16 protein-coding genes are annotated in these 24,340 nt (G+C 34.0%); 12 read left to right on the forward strand and 4 right to left on the reverse strand.

Translation table 11 applies throughout. The features are described from left to right. Window positions 1-32: 32 nt before the first annotated feature. The 3 genes from IC221_RS18385 to IC221_RS18395 all read left to right on the forward strand — a co-directional run bounded on the left by IC221_RS18385 (window position 33) and on the right by IC221_RS18395 (window position 3,707). A complete protein-coding gene (locus IC221_RS18385) occupies window positions 33-1,736 on the forward strand; it encodes a BamA/TamA family outer membrane protein (protein WP_188170366.1) in 1,704 nt (567 codons plus the stop codon). Window positions 1,737-2,080: 344 nt separating this feature from the next. After that, window positions 2,081-2,641 (forward strand): RNA polymerase sigma factor, encoded by a 561-nt coding sequence (locus tag IC221_RS18390; protein ID WP_044206220.1) that lies wholly within the window; start codon window positions 2,081-2,083, stop codon window positions 2,639-2,641. Further along, window positions 2,622-3,707, forward strand: a complete 1,086-nt coding sequence (locus tag IC221_RS18395; RefSeq protein WP_188170367.1) for an outer membrane beta-barrel protein — start codon at window positions 2,622-2,624, stop codon at window positions 3,705-3,707. The genes IC221_RS18390 and IC221_RS18395 overlap by 20 nt, the downstream gene beginning before the upstream one ends. 157 nt (window positions 3,708-3,864) lie before the next feature. On the opposite strand, the gene IC221_RS18400 is transcribed toward IC221_RS18395, so the two are convergent. Further along, window positions 3,865-4,128 carry a hypothetical protein gene (locus IC221_RS18400; RefSeq protein WP_188170368.1) on the reverse strand — a complete coding sequence of 88 codons (264 nt, stop codon included), beginning with the start codon at window positions 4,126-4,128 and terminating at the stop codon, window positions 3,865-3,867. Next, window positions 4,088-4,708: an RNA polymerase sigma factor gene (locus IC221_RS18405; RefSeq protein WP_044206226.1), complete on the reverse strand. Its 621-nt coding sequence runs from the start codon at window positions 4,706-4,708 to the stop codon at window positions 4,088-4,090. The genes IC221_RS18400 and IC221_RS18405 overlap by 41 nt, the downstream gene beginning before the upstream one ends. Window positions 4,709-5,038: 330 nt before the next feature. Here IC221_RS18405 and IC221_RS18410 point away from each other — a divergent pair, with 330 nt between their 5' ends. From IC221_RS18410 to IC221_RS18435, 6 genes are all read left to right on the forward strand, one after another. Continuing rightward, complete coding sequence (locus tag IC221_RS18410) at window positions 5,039-5,503, forward strand: nucleoside deaminase (protein ID WP_188170369.1); 465 nt, start codon at window positions 5,039-5,041, stop codon at window positions 5,501-5,503. Continuing rightward, on the forward strand, window positions 5,496-5,984 hold the full coding sequence (locus IC221_RS18415; protein ID WP_188170370.1) for a hypothetical protein: 489 nt from the start codon (window positions 5,496-5,498) through the stop codon (window positions 5,982-5,984). The genes IC221_RS18410 and IC221_RS18415 overlap by 8 nt, the downstream gene beginning before the upstream one ends. Window positions 5,985-6,309: 325 nt before the next feature. After that, the gene (locus tag IC221_RS18420; RefSeq protein ID WP_367397778.1) at window positions 6,310-6,861 is read left to right on the forward strand and encodes a hypothetical protein; all 552 of its coding nucleotides are present in this window, start codon (window positions 6,310-6,312) and stop codon (window positions 6,859-6,861) included. Between the two features lie 143 nt (window positions 6,862-7,004). Beyond that, window positions 7,005-9,140, forward strand: coding sequence for a flotillin family protein (locus IC221_RS18425; RefSeq protein ID WP_188170372.1), 2,136 nt, complete (start codon window positions 7,005-7,007; stop codon window positions 9,138-9,140). Between the two features lie 345 nt (window positions 9,141-9,485). Next, window positions 9,486-14,345 (forward strand): DNA repair ATPase, encoded by a 4,860-nt coding sequence (locus IC221_RS18430; protein WP_188170373.1) that lies wholly within the window; start codon window positions 9,486-9,488, stop codon window positions 14,343-14,345. A 102-nt stretch (window positions 14,346-14,447) separates the two neighbouring features. Continuing rightward, the gene (locus tag IC221_RS18435) at window positions 14,448-15,179 is read left to right on the forward strand and encodes an FkbM family methyltransferase (protein ID WP_188170374.1); all 732 of its coding nucleotides are present in this window, start codon (window positions 14,448-14,450) and stop codon (window positions 15,177-15,179) included. 58 nt (window positions 15,180-15,237) lie between these two features. Here IC221_RS18435 and IC221_RS18440 read toward each other — a convergent pair whose 3' ends face one another. Then, window positions 15,238-15,618, reverse strand: a complete 381-nt coding sequence (locus IC221_RS18440) for a DUF1573 domain-containing protein (protein ID WP_044206236.1) — start codon at window positions 15,616-15,618, stop codon at window positions 15,238-15,240. A 269-nt stretch (window positions 15,619-15,887) separates the two neighbouring features. On the opposite strand from IC221_RS18440, the gene IC221_RS18445 reads away from it, so the two are divergent. Together IC221_RS18445 and clpB are read left to right on the forward strand one after the other, a co-directional pair. Further along, on the forward strand, window positions 15,888-17,675 hold the full coding sequence (locus tag IC221_RS18445) for a glycoside hydrolase family 15 protein (RefSeq protein ID WP_188170375.1): 1,788 nt from the start codon (window positions 15,888-15,890) through the stop codon (window positions 17,673-17,675). A gap of 485 nt (window positions 17,676-18,160) precedes the next feature. Then, on the forward strand, window positions 18,161-20,770 hold the full coding sequence (gene clpB / locus IC221_RS18450; RefSeq protein WP_188170376.1) for an ATP-dependent chaperone ClpB: 2,610 nt from the start codon (window positions 18,161-18,163) through the stop codon (window positions 20,768-20,770). Window positions 20,771-20,818: 48 nt separating this feature from the next. Here clpB and IC221_RS18455 read toward each other — a convergent pair whose 3' ends face one another. Beyond that, the gene (locus IC221_RS18455; protein ID WP_188170377.1) at window positions 20,819-21,229 is read right to left on the reverse strand and encodes a hypothetical protein; all 411 of its coding nucleotides are present in this window, start codon (window positions 21,227-21,229) and stop codon (window positions 20,819-20,821) included. 414 nt (window positions 21,230-21,643) lie between these two features. Here IC221_RS18455 and IC221_RS18460 point away from each other — a divergent pair, with 414 nt between their 5' ends. After that, window positions 21,644-24,100, forward strand: a complete 2,457-nt coding sequence (locus tag IC221_RS18460; protein ID WP_188170378.1) for a M14 family zinc carboxypeptidase — start codon at window positions 21,644-21,646, stop codon at window positions 24,098-24,100. Window positions 24,101-24,340: the final 240 nt, after the last annotated feature.

The raw sequence follows: 24,340 nt of genomic DNA on the forward strand, positions 1-24,340 counted from the left end.
TTAGATCATATCAACAAAGTAGAGTATTCTTTTTGAGTACTCTACTTTTACTTTTTAAGTCTGTTTTATTTGCTCAGGAAGGTGTTTACACAGTGCATTTTGAATTTGTAGATGATCAAAAAGATAAACCTCACCTTCAAGAAGGTACCACTTTTTTTTCAATAGAAGAGTGTAAAGATTTTAGTGAAAACCTTTTGTATTTATGGAGAGAAAAAGGTTACTTTTTAGCTTCAATTGATACATCTTATTATGATAATTCAAATTATATCAATCAAGTATTTCTAGGTCCCAAATCAGAGGAAATTAAAGTAGATGTAAGATCTGTCAATCCTCAAATATTAAAAGGAAGGTATTGGAGAGGAAATACTGTTGAGAAGTGGGTACGATTAAAAGACTTAAATGAAGCCAAAGAGCAGGTAATCACTTATTACGAAAATCAAGGCTATCCATTTACGGAAGTAAGTATTGATTCCATTGGGTTTGATGGAAGAACTTTAAATGGTCTGCTGAAAGTAAACCTTGGTGATCCAGTAGTTTTAGATACTTTGATCGTAAAAAGAAATGCTCCTTTGGGGGTACAAAAGAAATTTTTTGAAGCTTATTTAGGATTAAAAAAAGGAGAAATATTCAGACAGAAAAATGTGGATAAAGCTGCTGTAATTATTGAAGAGACACCCTACTTGAGACTTAAAAAGAAACCTGATGTTGTTTTTGAATATGGAAAAGCAATGGTAGAAATACCATTAGAAAAAAGAAAAGCAAGTAGGGCTGATGGTATGTTGGGGATGGCACCAAATGGTCAAGATGAGGGAGAGTTATTGATTACAGGACAAATTCTTTTGGACCTTTGGAATCCTTTTGGAACAGGAAAACGCTTTTATATTGATTGGAGAAAGCCTGACAACGATTCTCAGTGGTTCAATGCCACATTTGAGTACCCTAGACTTTTCAGATCAACAATTGATTTTGCTTATGATATCAACATTCAGCAACAAGATTCCACTTTTCTAAAGGTAGATAACACTATACAAATCAAAAAAAGGGTTTCTACAAGGGCAAGTTTATTGATGGGGGCAGCTTGGGAGTCCAATCGTATTTTAAGAGAGCTGAATGAAAATGATGTAGATACATTAAATGATACTCAGTCTGTACTTTATTCTCTAGGATATGAATGGCAGAACTTAGATAATCCAATTTCACCAAGAAGAGGTTGGCGATATAAGTTGATGTTTACTGGTGGACAAAGAAATATTATTTTTAACCCTGCCTTACCTTCTGATGTTTATGATGGAATACCTGAAAATTCATCATTACTTCAATGGTATTTTGAAACAGAGTATTACTTTGGAATCACTAAGTGGTTGGAAGGGTACCTAAAAATAGAAGGAGCTCAGATGCTAGGCGATAACTTGTTTAAAAATGAGTTATTTAGATTAGGAGGCTTTAGATCCATAAGAGGCTTTAATGAGGGAGAGTTATTTGTAGATCGATATACTTACCTCACTTTTGAACCTAGAATTAATATGGGAGACCAATCCTTCCTTTTTGTTTTTACAGATATTGGAATCAGTGGAATTGAAGAAGAATGGGACTTTCCTATCGGATTTGGAGCAGGTGTAAATATATCAACAGGATCGGGTGATTTCTCCATAGCCTATGCATTGGGCAGAACAAATGATATCCCAATCTCAACTCAATTAGCAAAAATCCACTTTGGGTTTATCGGTAAATTCTAATTGAATTTTATTAACAAAATCAATCATTTTTAAGATAGATTAAGTAATTTTTTATAATCAATTAAGAAGAGATGTGAAATAATTTAAAATATAACTACCTAATAATCAGTATATAATAATATTTCCATACCTTCATTTTCATAAACCTCTATTCAATTTTTACATTTTATGTGTCTATAATAGTGAGCATTTAAAGAATGCTTACGACACAATTGACTTAAGGTGAAACAGTTAAACTACTTGATAGTGTCAAATTAAATAAGAAACGTCTTGCATCATGTAGTAGCTGTAGTATTGATTTTTTAACCCTAGTATAGGGTCGTATAAACTTAACTTAATCCATCATGTTAAGAGATGAAGAATTAATCCAAGGTTGTAAAGTCGGTGATAAAAAAATGCAACGTAAATTATATGAACAGTACAGTGGAGTACTTATGGCAGTTGCATGTCGATATTCAAGAACCGAGGAAGATGCTAGAGATATTTTGCAAGAATCGTTTGTGAAAATATTCAAGAAGATCGATTCATTTAGAAATGAATCTTCTTTAAAACACTGGATGCGAAGAATAGTAGTTAACACTGCAATTAACTATCAGCGTTCCAAACTTTATTTATATCCTATGATGGATGTAAATGATATGTATGACCTTAAAGAGGAAGCGGTAGCATTATCAGATTATAGCTTCCAAGAATTATTATCATTGTTACAAAAACTTCCTGACGGCTGTCGTGTAATCTTCAACTTATATGCCATAGAAGGTTATAAGCACAAAGAGATCGCAGAGATGACAGGTGTGACTGAAGGCACATCAAAATCTCAGTTCTCAAGAGCACGAAAGCTTTTAAAGGAAATGATTGAAGAATCAGAATTAGAAAGAAATTACTATGCAATGGAAAGAGGATAACAGGGGAGATTTTGAAAACTTCTGGAAAGATGCTTTTCAAGATGAACAAATGTCTCCTCCAGAAGGATTATGGGAAGACATTGAAAATGAAGTCGATCAAATCAACAAAAAGAAAAATCATTTTACCTTTCTAAGGTCAATTGCTGCTTTAATTACCGTAGGATTACTCACGAGTTTCTTAGTCAAATATGAAGCTCCCCATTCTTTATCAATAGGAGATGGATTTGATGGAAAAAATGTAAATACAGCTTCGATGATATCACCATCATTATATGAAGCTGATGCGATAAATAATGTAAGTGTATTAGATAAGCATGTTTTACCAAGAATAAAAAAGGTAGCAGTAAATATGCCGCCTCCAATGATGTTCTTAGGTATGGAGGAAGAAGAGCATTCACCAGAAATGATTCAACTTTCATACATTGAACCTGAGGACGAATTAGAACTAGAGGAGGTTGTGGAAGAGCAAGTTTCAGAACTAGGAATCATTAAGAGAAGTAAAACAGTACCTGCAACCAAAAAGAAACATAAAAAGAGGTATTATGCTACAGCTGAAGTAGGAATGTCTCGTATTAACCCTAATATCAAAATGAATGGTCAAGTAGTTTCTGAAAAAACAACTTCACCTACTTTTGGTGTGAATGCAGGGATGCAATTGGAAAATGGTTTTTTTGTTGAAGCAGGTGTAAAATACGCTGATTATACTTATAAAACAGGATTGACTGAACTTGGAGAACTAAATCAAAAGGTAGTATCAGTGCCTGTAAAAGTTGGTTACGCTATAGAAAAGAAAAAACTAAGGTTAGCAGTTCATACGGCTTTAGTAACGAATATGATTGTTGACCAAAATAGTACAGACAATGTATCAGACAGTATCATTGATCAGTCTGTAAATGTTTCAGGTCAATTAGGAGCAGAGGTGAGCTATCAAGTTTCTCCTAAAACAGCTTTATCATTAGGGACAACTTATGGTGTTTCATTAAACGATCTAAGTAATGATTCTAATGTTTCAGCAATGTCAAACAACTATATGATTAGTATGGGTATTAAATATAATATCATCTAATAATAAATTGAATTGGAATAAAATTTAAAAGAGATTGTCCCTTATTTAGGTTGGCAATCTTTTTTTTATTTCAAAATTTTTATTGATTCTGAGTATAGTCAATAAAAAAAGAAAGGTTACCAAGTCGGTAACCTTTCCTTAAGAGCCATTTAGTTTATCAGTTCGAAGAATCTTCTTGGTCTATTGCTTTTTTCGCAAAGTCCATAATATTTTTAATAGTCCTCTGACTAGGTTTTTCATTAATTCGGTTTAGTGCTGCTTTTACCTTGACACCATTAATCAAAAACGCCTCACAACTACTATCATCAAGTATCAGTTCTTTATCCTCTTCACTTAAAGTAGTGTAAGTAGTGTCTCTGTAAAGCCAGCTAAGTACTTTATTAGAACACTCTTTGTTTAGATGTTTTTTGTCTAATTGCATTATTGGAATTTTCGCTTTGTTGCTCCATCATTTTACGAAGGTTGATGAGCGCATAACGCATTCTACCCAATGCAGTATTAATACTTACATCTGTAGAATCAGCAATTTCTTGAAAACTCATTTCCATATAATGACGCATTACAAGAACTTCTCTTTGCGTATCAGGTAAACGATCTACAAGATTTCTAACGTTAGTTTGTGTTTCTAATACTATTCTTTGATCCTCGATAGAATTTTCAGAAAAATCTAAAGTATCAAAAACACTGCTTCCATCTTCCATGATGATAGTAGGATAACGCTTCTGCTTACGGAAATAATCGATCGCCATATTATGAGCAATACGAGATATCCATGGCATAAACTTACCTTCCTCATTATATTTTCCAGCTCGAATCATTTTTATTGCCTTAATGAACGTATCTTGCAATAAGTCTTCAGCTACGTACTCATCTTTAACGATCAATAAGATGCTAGTAAAGAGCTTATTCTTATACTTATTCAATAATTGTTCAAAGGCAGCTTCACTACCATTAAGGTATTGAGCAATTAATTCTTGGTCTGAGAGCGTATAATGTTTCATCCTTCGTGCTTTTAAAACGTTAACTCAAAGTACTTTATTGTAGATTGTGGGATAAATATTAAAAAATGTCTAATTAACACCATCGTTGAATCAGTAGTACTTTATTTAAAAATTCCGTATTGTAAATGTTTGAAAATATTGAGAATATTCAAATTTCTTTGTCTAAGGATAAGATGCGTTTATCGAAAAGATGAGATCATTCGTCTAAACAGGCCCTTTTTTGCAGTTGAAAACCTCTTAAAAAACAGGTTTTTAGCATTTGAATTTAAAAAATACGTAAAAGTGATTATACATTCACTTAAATTTATATATTAGAATAGTACAATTATTATGGATGAATCTTCTCAGGATATCAAATTCATGAGACTCGCTTTAAAGGAAGCAGAAAATGCTTTTGAAGAAGGAGAGATACCTGTAGGGGCATTGGTGGTAGCCAATGGAAAAATTATTGGTAAGGGGTATAATCAAACAGAAAAATTGAATGACCCTACTGCCCATGCAGAGATGTTGGCAATAACAGCTGCAACGAATCATTTAGGTTCAAGGCATTTGAGTGATTGTACTTTATATGTAACTTTAGAACCTTGTGCCATGTGTGCAGGAGCAATATTCTGGGCACAGATCGGCAGAATAGTTTATGGAGCAAGTGATGAGAAAAGAGGGTTTACGGCTTATTCTGAAAAGTTAGCACACCCAAGAGCAAAATATACGACTGGTATTCTAGAAGAAGAGTGCCATGAGATTTTAATGAGATTCTTCAAACAACTAAGAGATAAAAGAAAGAAAAATGGATAAGGATTTAATACTTAAGGTAGAGAAATTACTTCAAGAGGAGGATTTTCTAACTATTCCTGATTTATTAGCACCTCATATCAATGAAGATTTGAAGGCAAAAGAGCTATTAGGTTTATGTTATTTAGGGCAATGGAATAATGAAGATGCAGAAGCTCTTTTCGAAGAACTGAAAGAACAAGTATCGGATAATGCCGATTATCATTATTATTACGGCGCTAGCTTAGGACAACAAGCAAAAGGAGCAAATATGCTAAAGTTGATGTCTATCGCTCCGAAATCTAAAGCTGCTTTTGAGAAGGCTTTGGAACTTGATCCTAAACATGTCCCTGCCCATTGGGGACTATTGCGTTATTATGGAAATGCTCCAGCCATGTTTGGAGGATATCCAAAAGGAAAAGAACTAGCAGATTCTTTAGCAACGTTCAATGGGAAAGAAGCAAAAGATGCTTATAATTTCTTAAAGGATAAATTTGGTCAATAATGAAATTTTCTTCTGTATTTTGATTAAAATGAAAAACTATACCTTATTATGCACTAGAATTAAGAAATATTTCAAATTGTAATACAGAAAGATATAAATTGTTAAACAGATAGTTGAGGTCGCTCAAAACCTCAACTATTTTTTTTGTCATGTCGTTAATATATTTAAACATTTGAAAAGCAAGGTTAATTATTCTCTTTTCTTATTAATTTAGATGACACGAAATGAATGATGACGCATGGAATTAATACACGAAGCAGCTAAACTGGTTAATCTACCTTATACATTTCTATTGATATTATGTCTACTGTACTGGATAAATGTTATGATAGGTGTTTTATCGCCAGATACAATCGATTTTGATTTAGATGGAGACGTTGATGTCGATGCAGACATTGACTCAGATATCAGTGATTTAGATTCTGATATTGGAGTTTTTGGGCATGTGGCAGGTTTCTTATACTTAGGTAAAGTGCCTTTCATGTTAGTCTTATCCTTCTTGTCATTATTGATGTGGGTTTTCTCAGTACTTGGAAACTACTATTTAGGTAATGATTCAGTGGGAATGGCATTAGCAATCGCTTTACCGATTATAGCCGTTTCCGTATTTCTTACTCGTTTTTTCGTTTATCCTTTCTCGATTGTATTCAAGAAAATGAATGAAGAAGTAGACCGAGAAGTGGTAGGAAAAGTCGCGAAGATATTAATTCCTGCTTCAGGAGAAAAGAAGGGACAAGCTTCTGTATTAATAGGAAATGCTGAACAAAAAGTTTATATCAAAACGTTAGAAAAACATACTATTCTAACTAAAGGCGATGAAGCAATTGTTGTAGATTTTGATGAGCATCAAAACTGCTATGTAGTTGAGCCTGTATAAAGCAACTAGAGCTTAAGCATCTATTGTATTTTAATGAATGAACTGTTACTGTTGAAAGAGTAGAGTGAACAAACCAATTAACTCTCTAACTATTCACTGTAAGTATATATAATAATTTATCATTTAATTTTAACGAATCTATCATGTTAGAATCACAAGCCGTAATAGCATTTGCATCGTTTCTTGGTGTATTTGTATTGGGTGTCATTGGGTATTTTGTAAGCTTTTATAAAAAAGTACCTCAAGGTAAAGCACTAGTAAGAACTGGTGTAAGAGGACTAAAAGTAATTACAGAAGGTGGACCTGTTATACCTGTACTTCATAGAGCGGAGATGATGGATATCTCTTTAAAGAGTATTGAAATCAGTAGGGAAGGTAAGCAAGGATTAATCTGTCGTGACAATCTTAGAGCAGATATTAGAGTAGTATTTTTTATTAGAGTAAACAATAACACTAACGATATTGGTACGGTAGCACAAACTGTAGGATGTGAGAGAGCATCTGATACTGAACTCCTTACCTCATTATTTGAAGCAAAATTTTCTGAAGCCCTAAAAACTATTGGTAAACGATTTGATTTTATTGAACTGTACAATTCTAGAGAAAAAGTAAAACAAGAAGTAATTGACATTATCGGAACAGATCTAAATGGATATGTACTGGATGATTGTGCTATTGATTATTTGGAACAAACAAATGTTGAGCACATGGATCCTGATAATATCTTGGATGCTGAAGGTATCAAAAAGATTATTGACTTGACTGCAAAACAAAAAATTCAAGCGAACTTGATCAAAAACGAAGAAGAGAAAAAGATCAAGAAGCAGGATGTAGAAAAAGAAGAAGCTGTATTAGTTTTAGAAAAGCAAAGAGTAGAGGCTGAAGAACGTCAAAAGAGAGAAATTGATACGATCAAAGCCAAAGAAGAAGCTACAACTGAGACAATTGTTCAAGAAGAACGCTTGAAAGCAGAGAAAATCAAATTACAAGTAGATGAAGAACTTGAAATCCAGGAAAAGAACAAAGAGCGTGAAATCTTAGTTGCTCAAAAGAACATTGAGAAAACGGAAGCTTTAGAAAACGAGCGAATTGAAAAAGAAAGACAATTAGCGGAGACTGAAAAGCAGAAAGTTGTGGAATTGGCTCAAATTGCTAAAGACAAAACATTAGAAGAGCAGAAACGTGACATCCAAGATGTAATCAAAGAAAGAGTAGCGGTTGAAAAAGCCGTTGTAGAAGAGCAAGAGAGAATTAAGGATACAGAAGCATTTGCTGAAGCACAACGTCAGAAAAAAGTAGCAATTACGTTGGCAGAGCAAAAAGCGGAAGAAAACTTAATGATGGAGTTAAAAGCAGCGGAAGCACAGAAAGAAGCAGCTAAATTACATGCTGAACAACAGAAAATTGAAGCAGCAGCTGATTTCGAAACTTCAAACCAAAAAGCAGCGGCTATTAAAACATTAGCTGACGCGAAGGTGAAAGAACAAGCCACTGCTGGTTTTGCGGAAGCACAAGTAAATGAAGCAAGAGCAATTGCCAGAGAGAAAGAAGCAGAGGCAGAAGCAGCATTCATCGAGAGCACTTCAGAAGCACAAGCGAAAGCGAATGTGAAATTGGGTGAAGCAGAGGCAGAAATCTTAAGAAAGAAAATGATTGCTGAGGCTGAAGGTATGGAGAAGAAGTCGAAAGCAATCGAATTAGAAGGTTTAGCGGAAGCGAAGGTATTACAAGAAAAGTCATTAGTAGAAGCACAACGTATCGAGGCAGAAGCGAAAGCTACCGCTCATATGGATGAGGCGATCAAAGATCTTGAAAGATTCAAATTGAAATTAAATCAAGAGAAAGAATTAGCCTTAGCGAAATTCCAAATGCAACAAGAATTGACGAAAGCACAAGCTCAAGTAATGGCGGAAGCAGTGAAAAGCAGTGACATCAAAATCATAGGTGGAGAAAGTCAAGTTTATGATAAAATCATCAAGTCAATCAGCATGGGTGAAACCGTGGAGTCGTTCTTTGAAACTAGTAGCGTAGCCACTGAAGTAAAAGACAACTTATTGGATTCATCTGATGGAAATAACATCATTGGTAAGATCAGAGGTTATATTGATCAATTTGGTGTAACAACTGAAGATATCAAAAACCTTAGTGTTGCAGGTTTATTGAATAAGATGAAAAACATGACAAGCGATGATCTTCAGAAAACATGGATCGATAGTGCATTAGCAACAGCTGAGAAAACAGGCATTGCTGGGGCAGCTGCATCTACATTTATCAAATAATTTTGTCGGAGAAATTAAGGTTGAAGTTTAAGACTTCAACCTTACCCTCTAATTTATAAGTCATATCAACTTTTAGTTAGGTGTGTAAAAACTTCTTTCTTAACAACGACCTTGAAGATAAAGGCGTTAAGAATTTAATGAATAGAGCCGTTAAAAATGATTTACTGTTTGAGCGAAAGCGAGTTTAAATCATTTAGGCGATTGAAATTAAATTTAGCTTTTAGATTCTCAGTCTTGAATTTTTTGCTTCGTTTTTGTTTCAAGACAAAAATGAAGAAGAAAGCATCTTGAAAGTAGTTCTTTAAAGTATCACGCTAACGAAAAATTGATTAACAAATCACACTTATGTTAGAAAACGGAACTTATGAGCTTCTCCAACAACGATTACAAAACAGTGGTAAGGAACTTCACAAGTCTTTAGATCAACTTAATTCATTACGAAAAGAAATCTTCGGTTCCATAGAAATTGGACTGATTGCATCTGAGCGATTAATGACAGAAAACAACTGTATCGCCAGAGACATGATACCCATCGGAGAAACGTTTCTTTTCGGTTATAATGTGCAGTTGGGATTAAGACAAGAGATGGTATTGTCTGATGTATTTGGAATATACACCTATGACAATGATTCCCATACTTTCAAAAATGAATCCTTATCCTTAATAGAAGATAAGCAGTTTATAAAAGACTTTAACGAACTATATCAATACCAAAAAGATACAAAGTTCACACAGTTTTTTAAAGCTGGCAAAAACTTGTACATGCTCTTCCAATTGAGCGATAGAGTTGGAGACATCAAAGCCTTCAAATGGGAAATCTCAGGAAGTGCTTTGAAGTATGTTGATGCAAGAAGTGACCATGAAGTGGTCTTTCCTCCTCAGCATGATTTTGAATGGAAGAGAACAACAAGAAATGATTTTAGAGAAGGAGAACATCCACATGTTTCAATCCTCGATAGAGTATTTGTAGAAACAGTAGGAGGTGACCTTACCATAAAAATAGAAGATAATACTCTTGATGGTGAAGGAATATTAGCAGAAGAAGTTGAGGAGAAAGAGCAAAGACTGGAGGATGGAGAAATTCATTATGCAGATCTCGGAAACCTTATTCTTCTGAAGATTTTACCTTACAGAGAAAAGGAGTGGAGATATTTTGTTTACAACGATAAATTAAAAACAGCAATCAGAGTCAATGCGATTTCTAATGCCTGTATTTTATTACCAGAAGAACAAGGTATCGTATTTTCCAACGGATATTACCTTCAAAATGGAGAGTATAAACTATTCGAACAAGAAGAACACGATTGGGTCTTCAAAAAGAAGATAGTAGCTCCAAATGGTGAAGATTATCTATTTATCTTCTATCAAAGAGATACCGGAGAGTATATTTTACTTTCTTACAATGTCATTGAACAATCCGTTCAGCCACCTTTAAAATGTAATGGTTACTCTGTTTTCCCTAATGGAGAACTAGTTTATTTTAAGGCGGATGAAGAACCAAGGAAAGTACACAATCTTCAGATTTTACAGTCTCCTTTTGTTGATGCAGATTTAGTAGAACCTACTTCTGAAAATGATCACTATCTAGTCAATCTAGGGAATAAGGAAGTTGTAAAAGCCATGGCACAGTTGAATGGAATCAATGTGTTGTGCCAGAAGTCGGATAACTATATGGGACTTTACTCAGATATTTTGCAAGAAGCATCTGTAGTCACCGATATGTATCCATGGTTAGGACGTGAAGATGTTGGTAATCTTTTGGCTCCCGTTGAGGAAATCAAAGATACCGCTACTGCAGCGATTGAAGAATATGAAAAAGTAAGTCGTCAACGTAAAAACGCAGAAGACCAACAAAAAGCTTTTGATGAAGAATGTCTGAAGATTACACGTCAAATTGATCGTGGAATTTATAAGGACATACGAGATTATGTTCAAGGTTTAGCTTCACTAAGAGCCTTAAGAGGTAAAGCCGTTACATTAAAAGAAGTTCGATACATTCAGATTCCTCCTATCGATGAAAAAGAGGAAAAGCTGAAAGAACATTCTTTAAAGTTAGGAGAAAGATGTATTCAATTCCTTTTAGGAGAGAATGCTCTGACAGGTTTTACAACAAAGATTGATGAACTTCGAAATCAGTTGCCTGAATGGGAAAAAACAATTGATGTTGAAGAAGCTATTGAAGAACTGACAGACTTAGGGAAAGAATTAGAATTATTAATTGAAACCGTCTCTAACCTTAAAATTAAGGATGCCACGCAAACGGCAGAGATCATCAATAATATCTCTCAATTGTTCTCATCTCTTAATAATGTTCAAGCACAGGCAAGAGAAAAGAAAAATCAGTTAGGGAAGCAAGAAGCAGAGGCAGAGTTTACGGCACAGTACCGTTTATTAGAACAATCTGTTTCTAGTTTCTTGGATATTTCAACCACTCCAGAAGAATGCGATGAATACCTCAGTAAGCTATCGGCTCAGATAGAAGAATTGGAAGGGAAGTTCGCAGACTTTGATGATTTTGCCGAACAGCTTGAAAAGAAGAGAGAGGAAGTTGCGACAGTCTTCGAAACGAAGAAAATTCAATTAGAAGAAGTTCGAAATAAGAGAGTATTACGTTTACGTAACTCTGCTGATCGAATGATCCAATCCATTTTAGCGAAAGCGAAAAAGATGGAAAAAGAGGATCAACTGATCGCTTATTTCTCTACAGATCTTTTAATCGAAAAATTAAGAGAGACGGCACAAAGTCTGATTGATTTTGGTGAAACGTCAAAAGGTGAAGAGGTACTTGGATCTTTAAAGAAAGCCCAAAAAGAAGCGATTCGCCAATTGAGAGACCGTAATGAATTAAATGTTGACGGTCCAGGTTTTATCCGTTTTGGAAAGCACTCTTTTGCGGTAGCACAACAAGAATTAGGAGCAACGATTATTGAGAGAAAAGGCAACTTATTCTATCACTTGACAGGAACAGATTTCTTCGAGCAAGTACAAGATGAAAGTCTTTTAAGTACAAGAGAAGTATGGACAATGTCATTGCCTTCTGAATCTTCAGAAGTTTATAGAGGTGAATATTTAGCCTATCAATTTTTAGCCAATAAAAATGCGACAACAATAGTCGATCAAGAGGAAGAAGCTTTATTGAAGGAAATCCAGCAATACATGGGTGCTTCATTAAACGACGGTTACTTGAAAGGTGTACATGATTTGGATGCCATGAAAGTAATCAAAGTGTATGCTTTAATGAATACTTCTCTCAAGACTTTATGTTATGATTCGGTCACTAGAGCATTAGCACAAATTGTCTGGTTAAAAGAAATTCCAAAGAAAGAAAAAGAAGTCATTCAGGAGTGGGCAAACGGCTTCTCACTTTTCTCTTCTTTATTTGAGGAAAAAGCCGATCCATCTTCTATTCTAAAATACATCACACCACATGTGGAAGTTGTATTGAAAAAGCTGAATTTGGAATTAGAAACAGCAATTGAGGAGGTTGGTTACTGTTTGATGGACTTACTCACTTATGGTTATTTTGAAATCAGTGAGAAGGCCAACTTCTTGGCAGAGGAATTTAAACGATTACTTTTAGCTCAAAATGTAAAAGAATCATTCGATCAACATATTAGTAAACTTTCTGGGCAATGGGAAAAACTGTTGACGTTTATGGAAATTGGATGGTCAACTTTATTCAAGTCCAATTCATTTACAGAAAACGAGGCAGATTATACCCCTTACACCTTAGAAGCGAGTTTACTTTTATTGGAGACTTTCAAAGCAGATCGAGCACTTTCAAAAGTAGAATACAAACAAGAATTAGAAGGTTTATTAGGAGACCATAGTTTAATCAATGAAGGGAAATACAAATTCAACTTCTATGATTTCACTGCTCGCTTAAAGAAACATATCCATAATAGCTTACCATTGTTTGAGCAATATACTAATCAGAAGAGAGAGGTATTAGATGACTTTAAGAAAGAAGTGAAACTATCTTCTTTTGAACCCAAAGTCTTATCTTCTTTTGTGAGAAATAGATTGATCAACGATGTCTATCTTCCATTGATTGGAGAAAACTTATCAAAACAGATTGGAGCGGCAGGATCTAAAAAGAGAACTGACCTAATGGGACTTCTCTTATTGATTTCGCCTCCTGGTTATGGTAAAACTACTTTGATGGAATATGTAGCGAATCGTCTAGGATTAATTTTCATGAAGATCAATGGACCTTCGATTGGACATCAAGTATTGTCATTAGACCCTGAAGAAGCACCAAATGCAACGGCAAGAGAGGAATTGGAAAAGTTGGGATTAGCCCTTGAAATGGGAAATAACATCATGCTTTATCTTGACGATATTCAGCACTGTAACCCTGAGTTCCTGCAGAAGTTTATCTCACTTTGTGATGGTCAGAGAAAGATCGAAGGTGTTTACAAAGGCAATACGAAGACGTATGATCTGAGAGGGAAAAGGTTCTGTGTGATTATGGCAGGGAACCCTTATACTGAATCAGGCGATAAATTCCAGATTCCTGATATGTTAGCCAACAGGGCAGATACGTATAATTTGGGTGAAGTGATCGGTAGTACTCAAACGGCATTTGAATTGAGTTATATCGAAAACTGCCTGACTTCAAATCAATTTATCTCTCAATGGACGAACTACCCTAAGAAGGATTTATATACTTTGATCAGTGGAATTAAGAATGATGACCTTCAAAACCTAGAGTTGGAGGTGAGTATTTCAACAGATGAAAAAGAAGAAAGTATCAAAATCTTCAGACAGCTGTTGTATGTACAAAGTGTCATTCTGAAGGTCAATCAAGCTTACGTTGCTTCAGCAGCACAAGATGATGATTATAGAGTAGAACCACCTTTCAAACTTCAAGGGTCTTATCGTAATATGAATAAACTAGCTGAAAAACTTTCTCCATTAATGAATGAGAAAGAGCTTCAAGAGTTAGTCGTTTCACATTATGAAAATGAATCTCAAACACTGACAAGTGCAGCGGAGGAGAACCTATTGAAGTTTAAAGAATTGATTGATATTCTTACTGAATCGGATCTAGAGCGTTGGAATGAGATCAAACAGACTTTCAGACAAAAAAACAGTTTGAAGGTATTGGGAGATCAAAGTGCAGAAAAGACATTAGATCATCTTTCAGATATTACTTCCGCAATCAAAGAATTAAAGAAGGAAGTGATTTACATTGTGAAATAGTTTCAAGAAGAAAAGAGTGTTACAAGTTTGTATCACTCTTTTTTTTCATTTTCTTGCACAAAAATAGAACACACATTAAGACTTAAGATTTTTTATTGATACATGAATTATTTACTACTAAATGTATACTTACCAATCAAGCAGTTTTTTGCAGGTTTTATCTTCGATTTTATTCAAAAGGAATTCAGAACAAACGGAAACGTTTACACGATTCCCAAAGAATTAACGAGTCGTTTCTTTAGAGGAGCCTTTACTTTGGGGTGGTATGAAAAACAAGAAAGAGAGTTTATTCCAAAGTATTTAGATAAAAATGCTTCTGTATTGGAATTAGGAGGATGTATTGGTGTAGTTTCTTGTGTGATTAATGGTGTGTTGAATGAAAGGAATAAGCACGTTACTGTAGAAGCTAATCCATTTTTGATTCAGCATCTTGAACATAATAAAGAAAGAAATCATTGTGGTTTTCATGTTGAGAACAGAATTGTAGCAAAAGCCAAGACTGTTACTTTTAATATTCAAAAATCCATAGTTCAAGGAAGTGCAAATATAGAAAGTGCTCAAAAAGTAGAGGTCGAAGGGATTACTCCGGAAGAGTTAGAAAAGAAATACAATCTAAAGTTTGATACATTGATCATGGATATTGAAGGAGGAGAATTACAGTTCTTTCGAGACTTTCAACCTTTCTTGAAAACGCTCAAAAGTATTTATTTTGAAATTCACCCTTTTGAAAATATCCTTACTTTAGAAGAAGCGGAAGAATGTGAATCCATTTTAAAAGCACTAGGCTTTCAGAAGAAATTAGATGAAGATTACTTTCAGATTTGGGAAAAATAAAAAATGCCTGCTCTTTTTTCATAAAGGAGCAGGCATTTTTTTCTGTGAAAATTCAGAATTACTCAACAAGTACGTTGGTTGTAATTGAAATTTTAGTAGTAGTTTTTGCGTTTGAATAAACTGTGATTGGTTTATTCTGAACACCTCTTTTGCCTCTACTATTAAATTTCACTAAAATCTCACCTTGATCACCTGGCTTAATAGGTTCTTTTGGCCAATTTGGTGCAGTACATCCACATGTAGTAGTAACATTTGTGATGACTAAAGGAGCATCTCCAGTATTTGAAAACTTAAATGTATGCTCTACTACATCACCTTGGTGAATATCACCAAATTCATATGTTTTTTCTTCAAAAGTAATAACAGGTCCAGCAGTATCTTGAGCAGATGCAACGATCCCAATTAGGCCTAAAAATAAGGCTAATACTAATTTTTTCATGGTTGAAGTAATTGTTTTTAAATTGATTGAAAGACAATATATGAAAAAATAAAGAGTCTCTCGTGGGGATAAATTTACTATTATTTCTACAAATTCAACGTTTTATTAGACTTCTTAGTACCACAACTTTTAAAATTTATGATTTTTATATCATAGTATTCTTTGCCCTTCAGCTTTTAAATTTTTAAATTTTGATGAAAAATATAGTAAATTGTAGTTTACTCACATCCTGATTTATTAATTAAAACGACAAAAACAAACATTACAACATGAAGAAAACACACAAGTACGACATGGGTGTTATCGGTAACTGTGCATTTATGGCCTATATCGATACAAAAGCAAGTGTTAGATGGTTATGCTGGCCAAGGTTTGATAGCAGTTTTGTTTTCGGTGACTTACTAGATGATGAAAAAGGAGGGGAGTTTTCTGTGAAACCCACAGCTAAAATTAAGGAGACCAAGCAGTATTATGTAACCAATACAAACATTCTTGTTACTGAAATTTATACTGAAGATGGTGATTATAAAGTAACAGACTTTGCTCCACGTTTTGAGCAAGACGACCGTTACTATAAACCTTTAATGATGGTTCGTAAAATTGAACCAATGAAAGGAACACCTTCTGTACAAGTAGTATGTGACCCAAGAGGACATTATGGTGAGATGACTCCTCAAAAATCTCAAGGCAGTAATCATATCCGTTTTGAAGGTTTTGATCAGCAAATGAGATTAACAACCAATATTCCGTTGTCTTACGTGATGGAAGGTAACTCATTTGTATTAAGTGGTGCTGTATATACAGTATTAACTTACGGTGCTCCATTAGAAGCGGCCATCGAAAATACAGCTGAAAACTTTTATACTAGAACAAAGAGATATTGGAGAAATTGGGTGAAATCAACAAGTATTAGTTTCTTCCATCAAGAAAAACTAATCCGTTCTTCTTTAATATTAAAAATACACCAATACGAAGATACAGGAGCAATCATAGCCTCTGGTACAACTTCACTTCCGGAATATCATAAGAGTACACGTAACTGGGACTATCGTTACTGTTGGATGCGTGATACTTATTATACATTAAATGCCTTCAATAACATTGGTCACTTTGAAGAAGTTGAGGCTTATTTCAAATACATTGAAAATGTAACAAAGCAGGAAGAAGATCGTTATCAACCACTTTATACCATCACTGCTCAGAAGCAAATCACCGAAATCGAAATGCCTTTAAAAGGATATTTAGGTGAAAACAAGCCGGTAAGGATTGGTAATGATGCTTATACACATATTCAAAATGATGTTTATGGTCAGGTACTAACGTCATTACTTCCTCTATATGCGGATGAGCGTTTCACTAATAAGTATAGAATGCACACTAAGAAATTAGTGGAGCATACTTTACAGAAGATTGCTGATACGATGGAGGAGAAAGATGCTGGATTATGGGAATTCAGAGATCGTCCTGGTCACTACTGCTATACTTTCCTCTTCCACTGGGCAGGTGCGAGTGCAGCATATAAAATGGCGCAGTACTTTGATGATGTGAAAATGGCAGACAAAGCTTTGAAGATCAAAGAGCGTGCAGCTGAAATGATCGAAAAGTGCTACGATGAGGAAACAGGAGTTTATATGCAAGCGGCTGGTGCAAAAGATATGGATGCTTCATGTCTTCAGTTGATCACCATGAATTACCTTGATCCGAACTCTGAAAGAGCAAGACGTCACTTAGCAGGGATGGAAAAAGAGTTAATGGCAAAAGATGGCTTATTCTATCGTTATAAGCACGTAGATGATTTTGGTGCTCCAGAAACAACATTCTTGATCTGTGCTTACTGGTACATTGAGGCATTAGCATGCGTAGGAAGAATTAAAGAAGCAATTGATTACTTCGAGAAAGTAAGTAGTTATGCAAACCACGTAGGTTTATTATCAGAAGATGTGGATTCTTCAGATGGTAGTCAGTGGGGTAACTTCCCTCAAACTTACAGTCATGTAGGTTTAATGAATGCAGCGTATAGAATTTCGAAGAAATTAGACTTACCTAACTTCTTATAGAATAAGGGAGTTTTTAATAAAATAAAAAGAGGGTAGTAATCGTAGGGTTGCTACCCTTTATTTATTTTCCAAAAATGATGTATTTCATCAATAGGAAAAATGTGACTAAAGCGAGTCCAAAGTATTTAACAAAATTCGTCATAGTAATAAAACAGTAATTTAATTGGGGTTTTGAATTCGTCTACAACTATTAGACAATCAATGTTTAAAGCACGACACCAATTTCATTAAAGCTTTATAATCATTCACAATAAAATACAATCTGTATTTTCTCTATACAATTTAATTTAAGACAAAATGTCTTGTTAGTTCTTTGTTTTCCAGTTGTTTAATGACTTTTCGTCATGAGTCGAATTAATTTTTGAGTACAATTAAGTAAATGTGTCTGTTTTTTCACTTTTGAACAGTTATTGATCCATAAAGTTTGTAAAGCAAATAATACAGTTTTACAAAATAGCTACAATTAACACAATCAGAATAGATTTATGAATTTTGAAAAATATACAATCCGATCGCAAGAGGCTTTGCAAAAGGCACAGACGATTGCAAAAGGATTACAACAACAAGTAATAGAAACAGGTCATTTATTGAAAGCGATTATTCAGCAAGAGGATAATATGATTTCATTTTTGACCAATAAAATAAAAGCAGATAAGACTAACTTAGATCAACAAGTAGATCAAATAGTACAAGGATATCCGAAGTCAACAGGAGATAATCCCTATTTATCAAATGATGCTGCAAAAGCACTTCAAGCCGCTGAGCGTTTCATGAGCGAGATGGAAGATGAGTTTGTCGCTGTTGAGCATATTTTATTAGGCTTATTAGATGGTGGTGATAAAGTAGCACAGTTATTAAAACAAGCGGGCTTTACAAAGGACTATCTTAAAAAGGCCATTACTGAATTAAGAAAAGGAAATAAAGTAACAGATCAGAACGCTGAAGGCCAATATCAATCTTTAGAAAGATATGCAATTGATTTAACTCAAATGGCCCGAGATGGAAAATTGGATCCGGTTATTGGTCGTGATGAGGAAATTCGAAGAGTACTTCAGATTTTATCAAGAAGAACCAAAAACAACCCAATGTTGATTGGTGAGCCTGGGGTTGGTAAAACAGCCATTGCTGAAGGATTAGCTCAAAGAATTGTTGCAGGTGATATTCCAGAAAATCTAGAAGATATCAGTATTGCATCCTTAGATATGGGAGCTTTGGTAGCGGGTGCAAAATATAAAGGTGAATTTGAAGAGCGTTTAAAAGCAGTCATCAAAGAAGTTCAAAGTGCCGATGGTAAAATCATTTTATTTATAGATGAGATTCATACTTTGATTGGTGCAGGAGCTGGAGGTGATAGTGCCATGGATGCTGCTAACTTATTGAAACCAGCCCTAGCAAGAGGAGAACTAAGATCTATTGGTGCAACTACACTAAAAGAGTATCAAAAATATATTGAAAAAGATAAAGCCCTTGAAAGACGTTTTCAACCAGTAACTGTTGGAGAGCCATCAGTTGATGATGCGATTTCAATTCTTAGAGGTATTAAAGAAAAGTATGAAGTTCATCATGGTGTAAGAATTAAGGATGATGCCATTATTGCTTCAGTAAAACTTTCTGATCGATATATTTCAGATCGTTTTCTTCCTGATAAGGCTATTGACTTGATGGACGAAGCTGCTTCAAGAATGAGAATTCAAATGAACTCAATGCCTGAAGAGGTAGATGAGATCAAAAGAAAGGTCATGCAATTGGAAATAGAAAGAGAGGCAATTCGCAGAGAAAAGGATATTGAAAAAGAAAATATCTTAACGGACCAAATTCGAATTCTAACAGGAAAACTGAATGAATTAGAAGACGAATGGAAACGTGAAAAACAAACATTGGACGGTATCAAGCAGTTAAAGCGTGATATTGATAAGTATAAAATAGAAGCAGATCAAGCGGAGCGTTCAGGTGATTATGGACGAGTTGCTGAAATTCGTTATGGTAAGATTGTAGAAGCTGAAAAACAGCTTGAAATTTTACAGCAGGATGCGGAGAAAGAATCAACATCTGGTAATGTGATGTTACGAACTGAGGTCAACTCAGAAGATATAGCTGAAGTAGTATCAAGGTGGACAGGTATACCTGTTGCTAAGATGGTACAAGGCGAAAGAGAAAAATTACTTTACCTTGAAAATGAACTTGGGAAACGAGTGGCAGGACAAGATGAAGCAATTACAGCCATATCAGATGCCGTAAGGAGAAGTCGTGCAGGGTTGCAAGATCCTCGAAGACCAATTGGTTCATTCTTATTCTTAGGCTCTACTGGCGTCGGTAAAACGGAGCTTGCTAAAGCTTTGGCAGATTACTTATTCGATGATGAAAAGGCAATGGTTCGTATTGATATGTCAGAATATCAGGAGAAACATGCAGTAAGTCGCTTGATCGGAGCGCCTCCAGGTTATGTTGGATATGATGAAGGTGGACAACTTACAGAAGAAGTAAGAAGAAGACCTTATTCAGTAATTCTATTAGATGAAATTGAGAAAGCACATCCAGATGTATTCAATATTTTATTACAAGTATTGGATGATGGACGTCTTACAGATAATAAAGGACGTGTTGCGGATTTCAAGAATACAATTGTCATTATGACTTCCAATATGGGAGCTCATTTTATGATGGACAAAATAAATGATCTTGATAAAGCGAGTTCATCAATTGAAAAAGAGGAGATTCTTGAGAGTTGTAGAGATAAAGCTTTGGACTTATTGAAAAATACGGTTCGACCAGAATTTTTAAATAGAATAGATGAGGTATTAATGTTCCAACCTCTTACTAGAGAGAACATGAGAAAAATTGCTTCAATTCAATTCAAGGATATACAGAAAAGGATCCATACGAATGGTATAGAGATAGAAATTACTCCGGAAGCTTTAGATAAAGTATCCAATTTAGGTTATGAGCCAGAATTTGGAGCAAGACCTTTAAAAAGAGTAATGCAAAGATATATCTTGAATGACTTATCGAAATCTATTTTGAAAGGTGATGTTCAGAAAGATTCAATCGTATTAATTGATGTCGAAAATGATCAATTAGTATTTAAGAATAAATAGGTGTTTTAGAATGAAAAGAGCGGAGTTTCGTAAGAGATTTCGCTTTTTTTATCTTAATACAATGGATCTTGATTTTTCAACATTGTCAATTAATGCTTTTTTAGCATCTGTAGCACTTCTCAAATCAGAGTAGACACCTTCAATACAGTTTAAATTAATGTGAATTACATTTTTGGGATACTTTTTTGAGACCTCATTTTCAAACTTTGCTAAGATCTTATATTTCTCTTGAGCAAAATTCTTGATGTTTACCTGAATGATTGAAGATACAATTTCAGTGTCTCCTTCTAAACAGTCTTTCTTAACTGTTTTAAGAAAGATGTAACGTGTGCTAGACAATGTAGCATTCTCCTCCAACTTAGCAGTTTTTGAAGTCGGTTCATTACTGTCGACGATAGCAAATGATGTATTTACTGTGAAAAGTAAAAACACAAGTGCTAGTAAGGAATTTAATCGCATTGAAAAAATGATCAGTAGTAATATGTTATTTAATTGTTATCAAGGGGGATACCTTATCACAATAATAATGAATAAATTTTTGATATGAAATAAATTATATAAAAAATGTATTTTACACTATTGATTATTATAAATATCGAACTATTTTCATATTTAGATTAAAATATTGATAATTTAATGTTAAGCGAAATATAATTCTGTTATATAATAATTCTTAATAAGATAATAATATTATGTGTTATTTTTTTGGATAATACTAATATAATCTTCTGTTTGAAAAACATGGAATTCACTGAAAATCAATAAGTAATATTTTGGCTGTAAAATTTGAGAATTCTTTTTGATAAGAATTTAGGCTTTCAGTAATACTCTTCTTAATTTACTCATCAATTCTTTAATATTATAACTGAAACTATGCAAAGACTACTATTCTATAGTCAGTGGATATGTTTATTTTTTTTATCAACATTTTCATACAGCCAAACTTTAAAATCACCCTCCGAATTTTTAGAATATAATTTAGGAACCCAATTTACATATCATCATAAAATACATGATTACCTTTCTTACCTGGCAGGTCAATCACTAAAGGTTGAATATATTCCATATGGTAAAACATATGAAGGTAGGCCTCTTTTTGTTTTAGCAGTGTCTTCAGAAGGAAATATTCAAAATTTAGAAAGCATACGTCAATCTAATTTACAAAGAGCGGGATTTATAAAAGGAGAGCCAGCTTATACTAAAGCAGTAGTATGGTTAGGTTATAATGTGCATGGCAATGAAGCTTCAGGATCTGAAGTAGCAATGAAAGTAGCTTATGAATTGTTGGATATAAAATATGAAGAGTTATTAAAAGACCTTGTTATAATAATTGATCCTTGCTTGAATCCTGACGGAAGAGACAGGTATGTGAATAATTTCCGAGCTAAAGGCGGCGTATTTATCAATCAAAAACCCGCTACATGGGAACATGTTGAGGCTTGGCCAACTGGACGGTACAATCATTATCTTTTTGATTTGAATAGAGACTGGGCTTGGGGAACACAAATTGAAACAAAACATAGGACTAACTTATATAAACAATGGTATCCTCAGATATTTGTTGATTTTCATGAAATGATGCCTCAGTATTCTTATTTCTTTGGGCCTTCTGCTGACCCTATTCATAAAGAAGTAACAACATGGCAAAAAAAATATCAGAAAATAGCCTCGGCAAAGTATGAAACTTATTTCCAATCTCAAGATTGGGAATATTTTACTCGGAAAGTATTCGATTTATTATATCCTAGTTATGGAGATAGTTGGACCTGTTTTAATGGTGCAGTTGGTTTTACTTTTGAACAAGGAGGGCATGGAGTTGCAGGGTTATCCTATAAATCAAAAAGAGAAGCGAAGGAGATTACTTTGGAAGGTAGAATTCAAAAACACTTTGAAACATCAATACTCACTACAATTTTAGCTTCTGAGTATAAAGATGAACTATTGAAAGAGTATGAAGACTTTTTTCACCCTACTAATAGTACCATCACGAAATTCATTATTACTCCAACGAAACATAATTCAAATAATATTGAGTTGATGACTTCTATATTGGAAAGGCAGGGAATTGTAAGGGAAGAAGTATCAAAAGGTAAAGTAGTAAAAGGTTACAGCTATTTCGACCAGGAAGAAGTGAAAAGAAAAGTTGAAAAAGGAGATGTAGTTTTTTCAACAGATCAAAAGATGGGACGAATGTTGAAAGTCTTATTGGAGCCAAAAGCCGAGTTTACAGATTCTACAACATATGATCTTACAGCATGGTCTTTACCCTATGCATTCGGTTTGGATATGTTGGAGACAGAAGATGAAATAGAAAAGACTTTATATAAACCTACTTTAGTTAATAGTTCATTTGATGAAAGTACTTTGACAGACTCCACTTTCTTTATTTTACAATGGGAGTCGGTGTCCGATGTTAAGCTGATTGCTCAATTAATGCAGGAAGAAATCAAAGTGGGGTATTTAACAGAAGATTTTCTTTTTAAGAATCAAACTATTTCTAAAGGAGATATTGTCTTCCCTTATTTTGGTCTGATGATGTCTCATAAGTTTGATCTATTTAAGAAAATCATAGAAGAAAATAACATAAGTACGCAGATCATACATATTAATGACGCCAAGTGGGAAAAGAAAGTGGAAGTAATGGAGCGGCCTAGAATAGCAATTTTAGCTGGTGAAGATGTAAACCCCGTGAAGTTTGGAAGTCTTTGGTATTACTTTGATAAAATAATTGAATATCCTGTTGATGTTTTTTATACAGATAAAGTAACCGGTTTTGATTTATCAAAAGTAAATACAGTGATTTTATCAGATGGAGAATATAGTTCGAAGATATCTGTTTTAATAAAAGACTTTATAGGAAAAGGAGGGAAGGTTATCCTTTTAGAAAATGCTATAAACGTTATTGAGGAAATTGATGAACTAGAGATGAGCAAAAAGATGAGTAAGTCTTTTAATATGGAAACAATGCTTATCACAAAAGGTAAAACGGAGAATAAGGCACTAGGGTGTATTTTAGAGTTAAGTTTACCAAGTTCTTCTTTAATATCGAAAGGTGTCGAGAAAGAATATTTCACGATTAAGGAAAATAGTAATAAGCTTCCCTTGTTGAGTCATGGTTATAATATTGGTTTAATAACCAAAAGTGAAGCTATTTCTGGCTACTTAGGTGAAGAATTGAAAAAAAAATTAGGAGGATCATCCCTAATTGCAGCTGAGAAATACAACAAGGGGCAAGTGTTTTACTATGTAGATAACCCTTTAATTAGAGGTTTTTGGGTAAATGGAATGCATCTATTCTCTAACAGTATATTTTTTGATCTAGAAAGATAATATTTAAAATATTGATTTTAAGTGATATGTAGGTTTATTCATTTTTATTTAAATCAAAAAATGAATAAACCTATTGCATTTAAAAAACCTTCTATTACCTTTGCACTCCCTTCAGCAAACGGCTGAGGAAAAAACATGATGTAAAAGAAGACTTTTGAGAGACATAATAATTTGTTTCTAAGTTGATTAAAGCGATGAAAAATTAAGTTTCTAAATAAAACAAAATAAGCATTGCAAATT

The organism is Flammeovirga sp. EKP202 (assembly GCF_014534745.1).
Classification (GTDB): Bacteria; Bacteroidota; Bacteroidia; order Cytophagales; family Flammeovirgaceae; genus Flammeovirga.

Bases quoted from the DNA above. Each gene is read 5' to 3' on its own strand.
- IC221_RS18390 (WP_044206220.1), top strand. From the start codon at position 2,081: ATGTTAAGAGATGAAGAATTAATCCAAGGTTGTAAAGTCGGTGATAAA.
- IC221_RS18395 (WP_188170367.1), top strand. From the start codon at position 2,622: ATGCAATGGAAAGAGGATAACAGGGGAGATTTTGAAAACTTCTGGAAA.
- IC221_RS18400 (WP_188170368.1), bottom strand. From the start codon at position 4,128: ATGCAATTAGACAAAAAACATCTAAACAAAGAGTGTTCTAATAAAGTA.
- IC221_RS18405 (WP_044206226.1), bottom strand. From the start codon at position 4,708: ATGAAACATTATACGCTCTCAGACCAAGAATTAATTGCTCAATACCTT.
- IC221_RS18410 (WP_188170369.1), top strand. From the start codon at position 5,039: ATGGATGAATCTTCTCAGGATATCAAATTCATGAGACTCGCTTTAAAG.
- IC221_RS18415 (WP_188170370.1), top strand. From the start codon at position 5,496: ATGGATAAGGATTTAATACTTAAGGTAGAGAAATTACTTCAAGAGGAG.
- IC221_RS18420 (WP_367397778.1), top strand. From the start codon at position 6,310: ATGATAGGTGTTTTATCGCCAGATACAATCGATTTTGATTTAGATGGA.
- IC221_RS18425 (WP_188170372.1), top strand. From the start codon at position 7,005: ATGTTAGAATCACAAGCCGTAATAGCATTTGCATCGTTTCTTGGTGTA.
- IC221_RS18430 (WP_188170373.1), top strand. From the start codon at position 9,486: ATGTTAGAAAACGGAACTTATGAGCTTCTCCAACAACGATTACAAAAC.
- IC221_RS18435 (WP_188170374.1), top strand. From the start codon at position 14,448: ATGAATTATTTACTACTAAATGTATACTTACCAATCAAGCAGTTTTTT.
- IC221_RS18440 (WP_044206236.1), bottom strand. From the start codon at position 15,618: ATGAAAAAATTAGTATTAGCCTTATTTTTAGGCCTAATTGGGATCGTT.
- IC221_RS18445 (WP_188170375.1), top strand. From the start codon at position 15,888: ATGAAGAAAACACACAAGTACGACATGGGTGTTATCGGTAACTGTGCA.
- clpB (WP_188170376.1), top strand. From the start codon at position 18,161: ATGAATTTTGAAAAATATACAATCCGATCGCAAGAGGCTTTGCAAAAG.
- IC221_RS18455 (WP_188170377.1), bottom strand. From the start codon at position 21,229: ATGCGATTAAATTCCTTACTAGCACTTGTGTTTTTACTTTTCACAGTA.
- IC221_RS18460 (WP_188170378.1), top strand. From the start codon at position 21,644: ATGCAAAGACTACTATTCTATAGTCAGTGGATATGTTTATTTTTTTTA.